This is a genomic window from Mycolicibacter engbaekii, assembly GCF_002101585.1.
Classification (GTDB): domain Bacteria; phylum Actinomycetota; class Actinomycetes; order Mycobacteriales; family Mycobacteriaceae; genus Mycobacterium; species Mycobacterium engbaekii.
Map to the genome: position 1 here is coordinate 125,826 of NZ_LQOT01000069.1, position 13,465 is coordinate 139,290.

General features: G+C 68.2%; 14 protein-coding genes. 9 read left to right on the top strand and 5 right to left on the bottom strand.

Annotated elements, in window-relative coordinates:
- Positions 1-26 precede the first annotated feature (26 nt).
- The 9 genes from AWC02_RS17160 to AWC02_RS17200 are packed head-to-tail and all read left to right on the top strand — an operon-like array spanning position 27 to position 9,107.
- Positions 27-1,325, top strand: coding sequence for an MCE family protein (locus AWC02_RS17160; protein WP_085129904.1), 1,299 nt, complete (start codon positions 27-29; stop codon positions 1,323-1,325).
- Positions 1,322-2,350, top strand: a complete 1,029-nt coding sequence (locus AWC02_RS17165) for an MCE family protein (RefSeq protein ID WP_085129905.1) — start codon at positions 1,322-1,324, stop codon at positions 2,348-2,350. The genes AWC02_RS17160 and AWC02_RS17165 overlap by 4 nt, the downstream gene beginning before the upstream one ends.
- Before the next feature lie 40 nt (positions 2,351-2,390).
- On the top strand, positions 2,391-3,485 hold the full coding sequence (locus AWC02_RS17170) for an MCE family protein (protein WP_085129906.1): 1,095 nt from the start codon (positions 2,391-2,393) through the stop codon (positions 3,483-3,485).
- Entirely contained in the window at positions 3,482-4,939 is a 1,458-nt protein-coding gene (locus AWC02_RS17175; protein ID WP_085129907.1) for an MCE family protein, read from the top strand. Before AWC02_RS17170 ends, AWC02_RS17175 begins: the two co-directional genes overlap by 4 nt.
- A complete protein-coding gene (locus AWC02_RS17180) occupies positions 4,936-6,099 on the top strand; it encodes an MCE family protein (RefSeq protein WP_085129908.1) in 1,164 nt (387 codons plus the stop codon). The genes AWC02_RS17175 and AWC02_RS17180 overlap by 4 nt, the downstream gene beginning before the upstream one ends.
- Entirely contained in the window at positions 6,100-7,674 is a 1,575-nt protein-coding gene (locus tag AWC02_RS17185; RefSeq protein WP_085129909.1) for an MCE family protein, read from the top strand.
- Between the two features lie 13 nt (positions 7,675-7,687).
- Positions 7,688-8,194, top strand: coding sequence for an Rv2253/PknI dimerization domain-containing protein (locus tag AWC02_RS17190; protein ID WP_085129910.1), 507 nt, complete (start codon positions 7,688-7,690; stop codon positions 8,192-8,194).
- 15 nt (positions 8,195-8,209) lie between these two features.
- Positions 8,210-8,620 carry a hypothetical protein gene (locus AWC02_RS17195; RefSeq protein WP_085129911.1) on the top strand — a complete coding sequence of 137 codons (411 nt, stop codon included), beginning with the start codon at positions 8,210-8,212 and terminating at the stop codon, positions 8,618-8,620.
- A 28-nt stretch (positions 8,621-8,648) separates the two neighbouring features.
- The gene (locus AWC02_RS17200) at positions 8,649-9,107 is read left to right on the top strand and encodes a hypothetical protein (protein WP_085129912.1); all 459 of its coding nucleotides are present in this window, start codon (positions 8,649-8,651) and stop codon (positions 9,105-9,107) included.
- Between the two features lie 15 nt (positions 9,108-9,122).
- On the opposite strand, the gene AWC02_RS17205 is transcribed toward AWC02_RS17200, so the two are convergent.
- From AWC02_RS17205 to AWC02_RS17225, 5 genes are all read right to left on the bottom strand, one after another.
- Complete coding sequence (locus AWC02_RS17205; RefSeq protein WP_085129913.1) at positions 9,123-9,695, bottom strand: twin-arginine translocation pathway signal; 573 nt, start codon at positions 9,693-9,695, stop codon at positions 9,123-9,125.
- Positions 9,692-10,441 (bottom strand): hypothetical protein, encoded by a 750-nt coding sequence (locus tag AWC02_RS17210; protein ID WP_085129914.1) that lies wholly within the window; start codon positions 10,439-10,441, stop codon positions 9,692-9,694. The genes AWC02_RS17205 and AWC02_RS17210 overlap by 4 nt, the downstream gene beginning before the upstream one ends.
- Before the next feature lie 93 nt (positions 10,442-10,534).
- Positions 10,535-10,960, bottom strand: a complete 426-nt coding sequence (locus AWC02_RS17215) for a hypothetical protein (protein ID WP_085129915.1) — start codon at positions 10,958-10,960, stop codon at positions 10,535-10,537.
- A 125-nt stretch (positions 10,961-11,085) separates the two neighbouring features.
- Positions 11,086-12,702 carry an FAD-dependent oxidoreductase gene (locus AWC02_RS17220; protein WP_085129916.1) on the bottom strand — a complete coding sequence of 539 codons (1,617 nt, stop codon included), beginning with the start codon at positions 12,700-12,702 and terminating at the stop codon, positions 11,086-11,088.
- Between the two features lie 20 nt (positions 12,703-12,722).
- Positions 12,723-13,409, bottom strand: a complete 687-nt coding sequence (locus AWC02_RS17225; RefSeq protein WP_237160509.1) for an IclR family transcriptional regulator domain-containing protein — start codon at positions 13,407-13,409, stop codon at positions 12,723-12,725.
- Between the last annotated feature and the right edge of the window lie 56 nt (positions 13,410-13,465).

The following is a 13,465-nucleotide window of genomic DNA, read 5'->3' on the forward strand; positions in this document are numbered from 1 at the left end:
CGCAACACCGCGGTGGCGGAGGGCTGATGGTGCTGGGAGCGACCGCGGATCCGCCGTTGGGCGATTCTCTCGACGGTCCGAGCCGCGGGGCGGCTGCGGGCCGGCATCGGCCGGCCGGCGCGCGGCGCGAACAGCCGGCCTACCTGCGTCCGCTGATCGGGCTGGCCACCGTACTGATCATCGCGGCGGCAATCGCGTTGCCGATCGGCCTGTTCCGGGGAAGCTTCACCCGTACCGTGTCGGTCACGGTGCTCTCGTCGCGAGCCGGGCTGGTGATGTACCCCGACGCCAAGGTCAAGATGCGCGGCGTTCAGGTGGGCAAGGTCGGGGCCATCGATCCGCTGCCGGACGGCACCGCCGCGCTGCGACTGGAGATCGAGCCCGGCCAGCTGCGGCTGATCCCGGCCAACGTCACCGCCCGGATCGCCTCGACGACGGTGTTCGGGGCCAAGTCCGTGGAGTTGGTGGCGCCGCCGGCCCCGGAGGCGGCCCGGTTGCGCGCCGGTCAAGTGCTCGCGGGCGAACATGTCACCGTCGAGATCAACACGGTGTTTCAGCAGCTCGTGCGGGTGCTGGACAAGATCGACCCGATGAAACTCAACGAGACCCTGGGTGCGGTCTCGACGGCGTTCAACGGCCGGGGCCACAAGATCGGACAGGCTCTGACCGACTTCGACAAACTGCTGGCCGAGATCGAGCCCAGCCTGCCCACGCTGGAACATGAGGCCGCCACGATGCCGCAGGTGTTCCGGGCGTACGCCGATGCCGCGCCGGACCTCATCGCCACCGCCGCACACGCCACCACCATGAGCGAGAGCATCGTCGCCGAGCGCGACAGCCTGGACACGTTCCTGCTCGCCGCGATCGGCCTTGCCGACACCGGCAACGACGTGATCGGGGAGAACCGGGCGGGACTGACCGACCTCACGCGGACGCTGGAGCCCACCGCCGCGTTGCTGGACCGCTACCACGACGAGCTCGGCTGCTCGATCGGCGGCCTGGTGCCGTTCGCGAAATCACCGCCCATGCCGGTGCCGGGCATCGTCATCACCGCCAGCTTCACCTTCGGTAAGGAACGCTATCGCTACCCCGACCACCTGCCGAAGGTCGCGGCCACCTCGGAGCGTTCCTACTGTGCGGAGCTGGGCCTGCCCGACATTCCGCCGGAGTTCCGGCCGCCGGTGCTGGTCGCCGATACCGGGGCCAACCCGTACGAATACGGCAACCAGGGCATCCTGCTGAACTCCGACGGTCTCAAGGAGGCGTTGTTCGGGCCGATCGGCGGGCCGCCGCGCAACAGCGCCCAGGTGGGGATGCCCGGATGACGCGCTCTGTGGCGACTTTGGTCAAGTTCGGGGTCTTCGCCGTGGTGATGTTGTTCGCGACGGTGTTCCTGTTCGCGATCTTCGGCGAGGTACGAACCGGGCCGACGGTGGGCTACAGCGCCGTGTTCTCCGATGCGTCCCGGCTGAAATCCGGTGACAGCGTGCGCGTGGCCGGCGTGCGGGTCGGCACTGTCGGTGGCGTGGCCCTGCGCAACGACGGCACGGTGGTGGTGAAGTTCGACGCCGACCGGGCCGTCCCGCTGACCACCGGCACCCAGGCCGCGGTGCGCTACCTGAACCTGGTGGGCGACCGCTACCTGGAGCTGGTGGACGGGCCGGGCTCGACCCGCCTGCTGCCGGCCGGTGCCCAGATACCGGTCGAACGAACCTCCCCGGCTATGGATCTGGACCTGCTGCTCAACGGCTTGAAGCCGGTGATCCGCGGGCTCAATCCGCAGGATGTCAATGCGCTCACCGCTTCGCTCATCCAGATCATGCAGGGGCAGGGCGGGACCCTCGACTCGCTGATGTCGCAGACGTCGTCGTTCTCGAACTCCCTGGCCGACAACAACGCTGTGGTCGAGTCCCTGATCGACCAGTTGCGTACCGTGCTGGCAACTTTGACCAGCGGCGACAAGCGGTTGACCGGCGCGATCGACCGACTGGGCAAGCTGGTCGGCGAACTGCGGGCCGACCGCGATCCGATCGGGGAGGCGGTGACGGCCCTGGACCGCGGTACCGCTTCGCTGGCCGACCTGCTGGGCAGGGCTCGCGATCCACTCACCGAGACCATCACCCAGGTCAACCGGTTGGTGACGGTCATCAACGCCGACCAGGCGGGCCTGGACACCTCGCTGCAGAAGGCGCCGGAGAATTTCCGCAAGGCCATCCGGCTGGGGTCCTACGGCGGTTTCATCCAGTACTACCTGTGCGCCGTGCAGGTCCGGGTCAGCGACACCCAGGGCCGTACGGCGGTGTTCCCCTGGATCAAATCCGAGGAGGGCAGATGCAGCGACAACGAATGATCGCCGCGCCGCCCGCACCCGGAAGAAGCGGTAGCCGCTGATGCTCAAGTACCGCGGCAACCACCTGTTCCGGATGGGCTTCATCGGAGCCATCCTCACCGCGCTCGTCGTCGCCATCGGGCTGCAGCCCGAACAACTGATCCAATGGGCCACCTGCGTGCGCTACCAGGCACGGTTCGCCGAGGCCGGGGGCTTGAGCACCGGTGCGGACGTCACCCTGTCGGGCATCAAAGTGGGCTCGGTCACCGATGTCCGGCTGGACGACGGGGACGCTCTGGTGACCTTCACGCTGGCCGGTAAATACCCGCTGGGCTCGCAGACCACGGCACACATCCGCACCGGTTCCCTGCTCGGCGAGCGGGTGCTGACCGTGGAACCGGCCGGCAGCACGAAGATGCGACCGCTGGATGTCATACCGATCACCCGCACGGCGTCGCCGTATTCGCTGACCGACGTGGTCGGCGAGTTGACCTCCAACACCGCCGGAACCGACACCGAGTCCCTCAACAGATCGCTGGACACCCTCTCGGAGACCATCGACCGGATCGCTCCGCAGCTGGGCCCCACTTTCGACGGACTCAGCCGGATGTCGCGTTCGCTGAACAACCGCGACGAAAGTCTTGCCGACCTGCTCAAGACGGCTGCCGACCTGACCGGCGTGTTGTCCGACCGCAGTCAGCAGATCAACGCGCTGATCCTCGACGCCGACAGCCTGGTCGACGTGCTCAACTCCCGTCGCCAGGCGATCGTCAACCTCCTGGCCAGCACCTCGGCGGTCTCCCGGCAGCTCAACGAGCTCGTCGCGCAGAACAATGCGCAGCTCAAACCCACGCTGGACGAGATCAACTCGCTGAACAAGATCCTGGAGAAGAACTCCGACAACATCGCCAAAGCGCTGCCCGGACTGGCCAAATACGAGCTCACCCAGGGCGAGGCAGTGTCCAATGGGGCGTTCTACAGTGCCTATATCCCGAACCTGTTGCTGCCGCAGCTTTTCCAGCCATTCTTGGACTACATGTTCGGGTTCCGGCGAGGTGTCGATGCCGGTCAGCCGCCGGACAATGCCGGACCGCGCGCCGAAATCCCCTTCCCGGTCAACGGGATTCCGCAACCAGGAGATCTGCCGCCGCGATGAAGAAGCCGAACCCACGGCACGTCGCTGCCGGCGCACTGCTGGCCGTGCTGGCGATCGCGGCGCTGACCGTGATCGGCCAGGCCGTGCTGAAGCCAACCACGATCACGGCCTATTTCTCCAGTGCGACGGCCATCTACCCCGGCGACGAAGTCAAGGTCGCCGGGGTGAAGGTCGGCACCATCGACCGCATCGAACCGCAGGGAACCCAGGCCAAGCTCACCTTGCGGGTCGATCGCAAGGTGCCGATTCCGGCCGACGTCAAAGCCGTCATCGTCGCCCCCAACCTGGTGGCCGCCCGATTCGTTCAGCTGACGCCGGCCTATCACCGCGGTGACGGACCCACCATCGCAGACGGTGCGCAGATCCCGCGGGAGCGCACCGCAGTCCCGGTCGAATGGGACGAGGTGAAAACCCAGCTGAACCGGCTGGCAACCGAACTGGGCCCGCAAAGCGGCGTATCGGGAACCTCGGCCTCCCGGTTCATCGAATCCACCGCCAATGCCATGGCGGGCAACGGCGAAAAGCTGCGGCAGACGCTGTCGCAACTGTCCGGGGTGGCTCGGATCTTCGCCGAGGGCAGCGGCAACATCGTCGACATCATCTCCGGCCTGCAGACCTTCGTGACCGCCCTGCGCGACAGCGACCAGCAGATCGTCGCCTTCGAATCGCGGCTCGCCACACTGACCAGTGTGGTCAACGACAGCCGCTCGAGCCTGGACGCGGCCCTGAACGACTTCTCCGTGGCGCTGGACACGGTGCGCGATTTCGTGGCCGGCACCCGCGCCGAGACCGCCGAGGCTGTGCATGGTCTTGCCGACGTCACCCAGACGCTGGCCGAGGCCAAGGACGCGATCCGCAACATCCTGCACGTCACGCCCAACGCGGTCGCCAACACCCTCAACATGTACAACGTGACCAGCGGGACCCCGGTCGGTTCATTCGCCTTCGTCAACTTCTCCAACCCGGTCCAGGCGATCTGCGCGATGATCGGCGGGATCAGCAACGCGACGTCGGCAGAGACCGGCAAGCTGTGCTCGCAGTACCTCGGCCCCGCCCTGCGGCTGCTCAACTTCAACGCACTGCCGTTTCCGGTGCACCCGGTCCTGGCCAAGTCGGCCAGTCCGGACAAGCTGATCTACACCGACCCGGCATTGATGCCGGGAAATCAGCAGCCGGCGACGACCCTGCCCGAACAGGAGCCGCCGATTTCGGCCTACACCGGACTGCGCGGCGATGTGGCGCCCCCACCGGGCTGGGAGAATCCGGCGCTGCCGCGGGGCTCATACGTGCCCAACGGACTTCCCGCGATCCCCACCCCACCGGTCTACGTCGGGGCACCCGCGCCGAGTCCCACCACGGCCGACGGCATGCTGCTACCCAGCGGCCCGGCCACGCCCGCCGGCGAGCCGGGTCCGCCGCCCGCGGACGGCACGGAAGGGGTACCCGCGCCATGAACAGGTTGCACACCCTCCGGCGCGCGCTGGCGCTCGCCTTCCTGGTTGCCTGTACGGCCACCGGCTGCGCATTCGGCGGCCTGAACTCGCTGGTGTTGCCGGGAGTGCAGGGCCGCAGTGCCGGGGCACAGCATTTCTTCGTCGAGCTGGCGAACGTCGGTACGCTCGAATCCAATTCGCCGGTCCTGCTGTCCGATGTGGTAGTCGGCAGCGTCGGGAAAATGACCGTCACCAATTGGCATGCCACAGTCGACGTAGCGGTGAACCCGGGGGTGGAAGTGCCTGCCAACGCCGTGGCGACGGTGGGCCAGACCAGCCTGCTCGGATCCATGCACCTGGCGCTCAACCCGCCGGCGGGCCAGGCTCCATCGGGTCGGTTGGCGCCGGGAGCGACCATCCCGCTCAGTGACTCCTCGACGTATCCGTCCACCGAGCAGACCCTGTCGTCGCTGGCGGTGCTGGTCAACGGCGGTGGGCTGGGCCAGATCGGCGACATCATCCACAACTTCAGCGCGACGATGGCGGGCCGGGAAGGCGATATCCGGGATCTGATCCTGCGGTTGGACCGTTTCACTGCGACGCTGGACCGTCAGCAGGCCAACATCATCGCCTCGATTCAGGAGATGAACCGGGTGGCCGCAACCTTCGCCGGTGGGCGCGACGCCATCGACAACGCCCTGGACAAGATCCCACCGGCCATCGACGTGCTGATCAAGCAGCGCCCGAACTTCACCGCCGCGCTGACCAGACTCGGCCGGTTCGGCGAACTCTCGGCCGGATTGGTCGATGATGCGGGAAGCCAGTTGGTTTCCGACCTCGTGCACCTGCGGCCCGCGCTGGAGTCGTTGGCCGACATCGGCCCGGACCTCAATGCCGCGCTTGCCTATGCCACCGCGTTCCCCTACGGGCCCAACGCCATCGAGCGCGCCGTCCGCGGCGACTTCCTGAACCTGTTCGCCATCTTCGACCTGACGAAGCCGCGGCTCAAGCGCGCACTGTTCGCCGGCACGCAGTGGGGCGACGAGGACGCCAAACTGGTTCCCGCACCCGGGGATCCGTGGTATCTGAACTATTCGTTCGACCCATTGCAGCAGCCGCTTCTGCAGTCCTCGGGGCAGGCGGGCCCACCGGGACCGCCGGCACCGGAAGGCGGTGGCTAGATGCTGACGCGTTTTGTCCGGATCCAGCTGATCCTGTTCGTGATCGCCTCGGTGATCGGGGTCGGGATGATGCTCTTCGGCTACATGCAGGTGCCGGCGCTGCTCGGAATCGGCAGACTGACCGTCCAACTGGACCTGCCGGAAACCGGTGGGCTCTACCGATTCTCCAATGTCACCTACAACGGTGTGCAGATCGGCATGGTCACCGATGTCGCGCTCACCGACACCGGCGTGCGGGCCACCCTGTCGCTGGATCGCTCGCCGCGCGTCCCGGCGGATCTGCGCGCCGCGGTACGCAGTGTGTCGGCAATCGGTGAGCAGTACGTCGACCTGCTGCCGCGCAGCGACGGCGCGCCCTACCTGCAGAACGGTTCGGTGATTCCCGCCTCGAGCACCGAAGTCCCCCAACAGGTCGGGCCGCTGCTCGACCAGGTCAGTGCGCTGGTCGACAGCATCCCCAAAGACCGGCTCGGCAACCTGCTCGATGAAACCTATCTGGCCTTCAACGGTGCCGGCTATGACTTCCAGTCCCTGCTGGACTCAGCGGCCACCATCGGCGCCGACGCCAAGGGCGTTTCGGGCCGGATGCGCACGCTGATCGACCACGGTGCGCGGCTGCTCGACTCCCAGGACCAGAGCACCGACGCCATCCGGACGTGGGCGCGCAGTATGGCCGGGCTCAGCGAGCAGGTCGCGGTCAACGACCCACAGCTGCGCACGATTCTGCAGCGCGGTCCCGGCTTCGCCGACGAGGTCTCGGGCCTGCTGCGGGATATCAAGCCGACGCTGCCGCTGCTGCTGGCGAACATGAACACCGTCGGGCAGGTGCTGCTGACCTACAACCCCTCGCTCCAGCAGATGCTGGTGCTGCTGCCCGATTACATCGCGGTCCAGCAGTCCTTCGGGCTGCCGAAGAACAATGCGACCGGGATGCCGCAGGGCGACTTCACCCTCACCTTCGGTGACCCCAATGCCTGCACGGTGGGCTTCCTTCCGCCGTCTGCCTGGCGATCCCCGGCCGACACCACCACGGTCGACACCCCGGACGGGCTGTACTGCAAACTGCCGCAGGATTCCCCGATTTCGGTGCGCGGCGCCCGCAATTTCCCGTGTATCGAGCACCCGGGTAAGCGCGCGCCCACCGTGGAACTCTGCGACGACCCGAGGGGCTTCGTCCCCATCGCGATGCGCCAGCACCTCACCGGTCCGGGCCCGATCGATCCGAACCTGCTCAAACAGGGCATCGCGGTCGACGACCGGGTGGATTTCAGTGACCGGATCTTCGCACCGACCGGCGGGACCCCGTTGCCGCCGGGGGCTGTGCGGTCGGGGCCCCCACCGGATGCTCCCCGGCCGGTGGTGCCGGCACCGCCCCCGCAGGCTCCACCGGGCCCGCCCGCGGCGGGTGTGGCGCCGTCGGGGTATGCCGACGGCGGCACGGGGCCGTCGGTCGCGTTACTGCCCTATGACCCGAAGACGGGAAAGTACATGACGCGCGACGGCCGCTACGAGCAGCAGACGAACCTGGCGTCGGGGGCATCGGTCACGTCATGGACGGATTTGATGCCGACCTAAAGGAGGAATAGGCATGCGCACCCGCGAACTTGCCGTTGCCGCAACGGTGGTCGGCGTGGCCCTGGGAGCGACCCCCGCACCGCCGGCCCGGGCCGATCTCGGCATCGAACTCAACGGTGCCTACCGGGTCGTTGCGAACGGGGACTGGGCGAAGACCAACGAGGTCTTCATGAACGAGCGGAGCGAGATATCGGTGTGGACGTTTCGCTCCAGCTGCGCCAACGCAGCCCAATGCACCGGCGAGGTGACCAGTGACGCGGGCTGGACCGCGCCACTGGAATTCCGCACGTCGCGCTGGCTGGTCGACCGGTACCACGAGAATTGGCAGACCTGCCCGGACGGCACCACCTCGCCGGGCCGGCAGCGCTACCAGTTCCAGGGCAGCGATCTCAACGGCCAATATGACAAGCGCAATACCGACCTGCTGGTCGGCTATGTCCGAACGATCGGTGTCTCGGGTGCATGTGGGCGAAATCAGCCCACGGTGATCCAGATACCGCTCAGCGTGCGACGGCTCTAGCGGTAGGGGGTAGCGATGCACACCACGCGCATGATCGTGGCCGCCGGGTCGGCGGTCCTGGCCGTCGGCGCCATGACTGCGGCAGGTCGGTCGGCCGCGGAACCGGACGGATCGGCACCGCCCTGCGATTACCCGGCCTGCACGCCGGGAATCATGCCGAACGTCGTGCTGGGTGCGCCGTGTTCGAACACCACCTATTACGCGTTCGGGGTGACGGACTGGGGCCGGCTGGTGTTCTGCGGTTCGCCGCGCCGCTATGACCCGCGCTGGTTCCGGTCCCCGGAGATGCACGGGATCAAGATCGAAGGCGCCAGATGCGACGCCTATGACGGCGAGGTGGCACAGGCCCCGGATGGGCTGTTCTTGACCTGCGTCGCCGGCGCCGGCGACGACGGTCTGACATTGTGGCGTCGCGGAGATCTCTAGCGGCACAGGTGACTTGAGGGAGCTTGCGATGATACGTTGCGCTGCCGGTTCGGCAGTCGCCCTGGCGATCCTCGCCACGGCTGTGGCGCCCGGCGCCGGCGCGGAGATGCGCTACGGCAACTACGAGGTGCTCAGTAATCGCTGGACCGACGCCTCCTGGGTATGGGCGGCCTACCCTTGCGAGACGCCGGGGAAGTTCGACCAGATGCCGGCGGGCTGCATCACCATCAGTGCGGTGGACCGGCCGCACTTCTTCGGCCGGCAGTACTACGGGGGCACGGCCCGCCTGGTGGACGGCAGGTATTCGTTCACCACCGACGTCGCCGACGGCCTGCACTGCCCGATGGGTCCGTACCTGCCGACCCGCGACACCTATACCTGGGACGAGAACACGCTGTCGGGCGTCGTCGAATCACGTTTCGACGTCGGGTGTTTCAACGGGCCCCCGGGCATGAACACCTGGACCTTCGCGCTGGTGCGGATGTAGCTGCGCGAAAGCGCATCACACCGGGTCGAACGCTGCGATCAGCCATCGGCCGTCGTGCTTTTGCAGTCCGACCTTGACGCTGCTCATCGAGAAGGATCCGTCCGGATTGGCTTTGCTGACCGTGGTCTGATTGACGAAGACGAGCACTTCGGCTGTCGTGGGCTGCAGCGTCACGATGCCCTTGCGCACCACCGAGGCCGCGGTCTGGACGTCCTTCTGCTTGGCGGCCGGCGTCACGACTTTCTGGGTGAAATCGGTGTAGTAGGCCAGGAAGTCGCCCGTGAGGTGGCTTTCCGCCGCGGCGAAGTCCTTCTCGAGGGTTTTCGGAGAATAGGTCAGTACCGCGGTGGTGCCCTCGGCAGCAGCGGCCAGCACCGCCTGTTCGGCTTCGGGCCCGAGCTGCCGATCGGTGCGGAACACCGAAAGGTAGAGCCAGCACGTCAACACCGACAGAACCGCCAGTGCGGCGGCGAGCCCGATCGCCATAAGGCGCATCCGGGAATGCGGCGCTGATCGCCGGTCGTTGTCGGGGGCCGCGTCGTCGTCGGACGTCTCGACGGTCACCTCGGCCTCGTCGGATTCGCTCATGTCGCGAAATCCACCTTCGACATTTTGAGCTGGTCTCCCTCTCGGGTCATGTGGACGGTGAGTCGCCAGTTGCGTGGTTCGTCCTTGGCGCCCGCGGTGTTGGTGACCTTGGTGCTGGCCGCGACCAACACCACCGCTTCGTTCTCGGACATCGACTCCACACCGGAGACGGTGGCGGTGGCCTCGGTGACGGTCTTGGACGTGCGTGCGGTCTTGGTGAAATCCTCGAGGTGGGATTCGAAGTCCTTTTTGAATTCTCCGGTCGAGTTGTCGATGATGCGCTTGACGTCGTCGTCGACGGTTTCGTAGTTCAGCGACATCAGCGTCACCACGCCCTGGCGCGCAGCGGCGGCGTACTCGGCGGATTGGCGCTGCCGCTGGGCGACACCGCGGTGGTTGACCAGTATCAGGACGTCGGCCGCGATGAGTCCGCCGATGGCCAGTACGGCCAGGGTTGCCGCCGCCCAGCGCAGCCGGCTGCGGAGGCGACCTGGCTGCGCCAACTGTTCGGCAGGCTCGGCTGAGCCCGCCGGCTCTGCGGCAGGCGCGGCCGCGGCGGACAGCGGCTCGTCGGCATCCGGCTCGTCGCCGGTGGTGCCGGCCGAACCGCTCTCGCGCTGCAGCTTCAGCAGCTTGGCGCGCGCGCGGGCTGCGGCCGCCTCGGCCTCGGCGGCCTTGGCCTCGGCCTCGGCCAGCGCCAAGGCGTCGGCAGTGTCGTCCGGCTTCGCCGGATCACGCGACGGCATACGGCCTCCTGTCCGTTGTCCACCCGGCTCTGACCGGTCCTCCCTCAGAAGGGCCCGCACAAGACCGACCTAAAACGGTAGCACCGGGGTACCTCACCAGGTACGCAGCGAACAGAGCGCCCCCTTGGTCCCGGCATCGGTGGCGACCACGACATCGTCGACACGCAGTTCGCAGACGAACCCGGGCGCGGCGAGCTCCGAACGGTGGGGGGGCAGCGACACCACCACCATCGCCCAGTCCTGCGGGTCGGCCAGCGTGGTCTCGAATATCCAGGGCTGGTTCGGCCCGATCGTGACATCGGCACGCGGACTGTATTCGTACGGGTTGTGGCTGTAGTCGCCGAAGTTCGGGGGTTGGACCTCCCGGTAGTAGATCAGCGCCTGGGCTGTCTGGGTGGCGCTGACCGAGTAACGGACCCGATGCGGACCGTCGGCAGAGGCCGGCGCCGGGATCGGCGCGCCGCCGAGCACCACGGCGCCGACCACTACGGGTGTGGTGAACCGCCTGGTGGCTCTCATGGACTCCTCCACGGCTGTGCGCACGCGTTCGGCGGAGGGCACCCCGCCAAAGACTGGCGTTCTTTGACGCGAAGAATAACATTTCCGCCGCCGATGTCCGGGGGTGTCACAGCCGCGGCGCCTCCTCAGTCCACCCGGTCGGTGGCCGCCGCGCGGCCGGCCCGGTACCCGAAGACCATCGCCGGGCCGATGGTGCCGCCGGCCCCGCCGTAGGCCCGGCCGGTGACACCGGCCATCGCGTTGCCCGCGGCGTACAGGCCCGGGATGGGCCCGCCCGAGACGTGCAGCACCCGGCCGTCGCAATCGGTGCGGGGGCCGCCCTTGGTGCCCATCGCTCCGACCGACAGCGGCACGGCGTAGTAGGGGGCGGTGTCGATGGGCCCCAGCGTGCGCCCGGCGACGGTGCTGGCCTGCGGGTCGCCCCAATAGCCGTCGTAGGCGCTGGATCCCCGCCCGAACTCGGGATCGCCGCCCGCTGCCACGCCGCTGTTCCAGTCGGCCACGGTCTGTGCCAGGCCCTGCTCGTCGATGCCGGTCTTGGCGGCCAGGGCCGCCAGGTCGGGGGACTGGCAGAACCAGTCGGGTGCCGTTCCGCCGGGCGCGACGCCGAGGAATCCGTACCGGCGCAGGTGTTCGGCGTCGAAGACGATCCACGCTGGATCGTTGACGTACCCACCGCGCGGCTCCAGGTAGTGAAAGGCGCCGGCCATCGAGTTGTAGTCGCATGCCTCGTTGACGAACCGCCGTCCGGCTCGGTTGACGATGATGCTGCGGGGGCGGGTGCGCTCGAGTCGCACGCTGCGGCTGCGCTGGTGACCGTCGATGGTGTCCCCGGGGATCCGCACGATCGGAACCCACCATGCCTCGCCCATGTTGGCCAGGTCCGCGCCACGCGCCATCGCCATGCGCAGCCCGTCACCGGTGTTGTTCGGCGGGGACACCGCGCCACGCATCGGACCGCGCAGAAACGCCTCCACCAGCGCGGTGTCCCACTCGAAGCCGCCGTTTGCCAAGATCACCGCCCGTCGCGCCCGCACCCGACGCGACAAGCCGCCAGCCTCGACGCGGACGCCGCCGACACGACCGTCGTCGGCGGCGAGCAGCTCGATCCCGCGGCATCCGGTCGCGGGCGTGATGCCGGCGTCCAGCGCGCCCCGAAGCAGCCCGGCGATCAGCGCCGTGCCGGCCACACACACATCGCCGCCGGCGTCCGCCTCGATGTCGGCGTGCAGCCGGGCGCGGGTTTCGGCGTCGAATCCCACATTGCTGTAGTCAGCCGGGAAGGAGGTGATCCGGTCCCGCCAGCAGCCGACCCTCGAGATGTCGTAAGGCAGCGGACTCAGCGAGCGCCCTCCGGCGGGGCGCCCGCCGGGCAGCTCTGGCTTGTAGTCCGGGAAACCGGTGGCGACCTCGAAGCGGACGTCGCTGTGGGACTCGACGAAGTCGACCATCTCCGGACCGGTGCGGACGAACGCCGCAACCAGCTCGTCGTCCATGGCCCCCAACGACTGGGCGCGCAGGTAGTCCATCGCGGCGTCGACGGTGAGCCCGGGCATCCGGTCGTGCGCCGGGATCCAGGCGATCCCGCCGGAGACCGCAGTGGTACCGCCCACGGTCTGCGACTTCTCGAAGAGGGCGACCGAGGCGCCGTGCACCGCCGCAGTGAGGGCCGCGGTCAGCCCGGCTGCGCCGCTGCCCAGCACCACCACATCGACGCTGTCGTCCCAGTCCGGTGTCGTCATTGTTTTCCTCTCGGCCGGATTCAGCTCAAGACCTCCGCCAGGCGCCCGGCAGCGGCCAGCACGGCTTCGCGGCCGCGCAGCACCACGTCCTCGCGGTGGGAGATCAGGTTGATACAGGTCGGCGGTGACGGCGGGCGGCGACGCACCGGGACCGCCAGCCCAAAGGTTCCCGGCTCGATCTCGCCGTGGGTGACCACCCACCCGCGTTCCCGCGTCTGCGGGACGATGTCGCGTTCCCCGGGCCGCGGGGGCATTGCGGCCAGCAGCGCGATGCCGGCCGCGCCCAGGCTCAGCGGATGCCGGCTGCCCTCATGGAACGCGAGCTGGTATCCGACCTGGGTGGGGACGATGACGGCGACGGCCACCTGCTGCTCGCCCTCGGCCACCAGCAGGGACACCGTGGTCCCGAGTTCATCGGCAAGGGTGCGCAGCGTCGGCAGGCTCAGCTGGCGCACGTTGTTGTCGAACGAGGCTCCCAGGACGGCCAGCGCGGCCGCCGAGCGGTACCGGCCGTCATCGCCCTTGGCAATCAGCCGGAAGCCGCTCAGCGTGTTGAGCAGCCGATAGCTGATGGTCCGATGCACGCCGACGCGGTCGGCGACCTGTTGCACCGTCAGCCCGTTCGGCGCGGCGGCCACCGCCTCGAGTGCCGCCAGCCCCCGGGCCAGTGTCTGCGAACCCCGCGCGGGCTCGGCGGCGTCGGGCATGGGTGTGGCCTCCCTTGACATCCACCCGCGTGAGAGTGATGCTCTTGAATATAACG

Coding starts and splice junctions, on each gene's coding strand:
- AWC02_RS17160 (WP_085129904.1), top strand. CDS start 27: ATGGTGCTGGGAGCGACCGCGGATCCGCCGTTGGGCGATTCTCTCGAC.
- AWC02_RS17165 (WP_085129905.1), top strand. CDS start 1,322: ATGACGCGCTCTGTGGCGACTTTGGTCAAGTTCGGGGTCTTCGCCGTG.
- AWC02_RS17170 (WP_085129906.1), top strand. CDS start 2,391: ATGCTCAAGTACCGCGGCAACCACCTGTTCCGGATGGGCTTCATCGGA.
- AWC02_RS17175 (WP_085129907.1), top strand. CDS start 3,482: ATGAAGAAGCCGAACCCACGGCACGTCGCTGCCGGCGCACTGCTGGCC.
- AWC02_RS17180 (WP_085129908.1), top strand. CDS start 4,936: ATGAACAGGTTGCACACCCTCCGGCGCGCGCTGGCGCTCGCCTTCCTG.
- AWC02_RS17185 (WP_085129909.1), top strand. CDS start 6,100: ATGCTGACGCGTTTTGTCCGGATCCAGCTGATCCTGTTCGTGATCGCC.
- AWC02_RS17190 (WP_085129910.1), top strand. CDS start 7,688: ATGCGCACCCGCGAACTTGCCGTTGCCGCAACGGTGGTCGGCGTGGCC.
- AWC02_RS17195 (WP_085129911.1), top strand. CDS start 8,210: ATGCACACCACGCGCATGATCGTGGCCGCCGGGTCGGCGGTCCTGGCC.
- AWC02_RS17200 (WP_085129912.1), top strand. CDS start 8,649: ATGATACGTTGCGCTGCCGGTTCGGCAGTCGCCCTGGCGATCCTCGCC.
- AWC02_RS17205 (WP_085129913.1), bottom strand. CDS start 9,695: ATGAGCGAATCCGACGAGGCCGAGGTGACCGTCGAGACGTCCGACGAC.
- AWC02_RS17210 (WP_085129914.1), bottom strand. CDS start 10,441: ATGCCGTCGCGTGATCCGGCGAAGCCGGACGACACTGCCGACGCCTTG.
- AWC02_RS17215 (WP_085129915.1), bottom strand. CDS start 10,960: ATGAGAGCCACCAGGCGGTTCACCACACCCGTAGTGGTCGGCGCCGTG.
- AWC02_RS17220 (WP_085129916.1), bottom strand. CDS start 12,702: ATGACGACACCGGACTGGGACGACAGCGTCGATGTGGTGGTGCTGGGC.
- AWC02_RS17225 (WP_237160509.1), bottom strand. CDS start 13,409: ATGCCCGACGCCGCCGAGCCCGCGCGGGGTTCGCAGACACTGGCCCGG.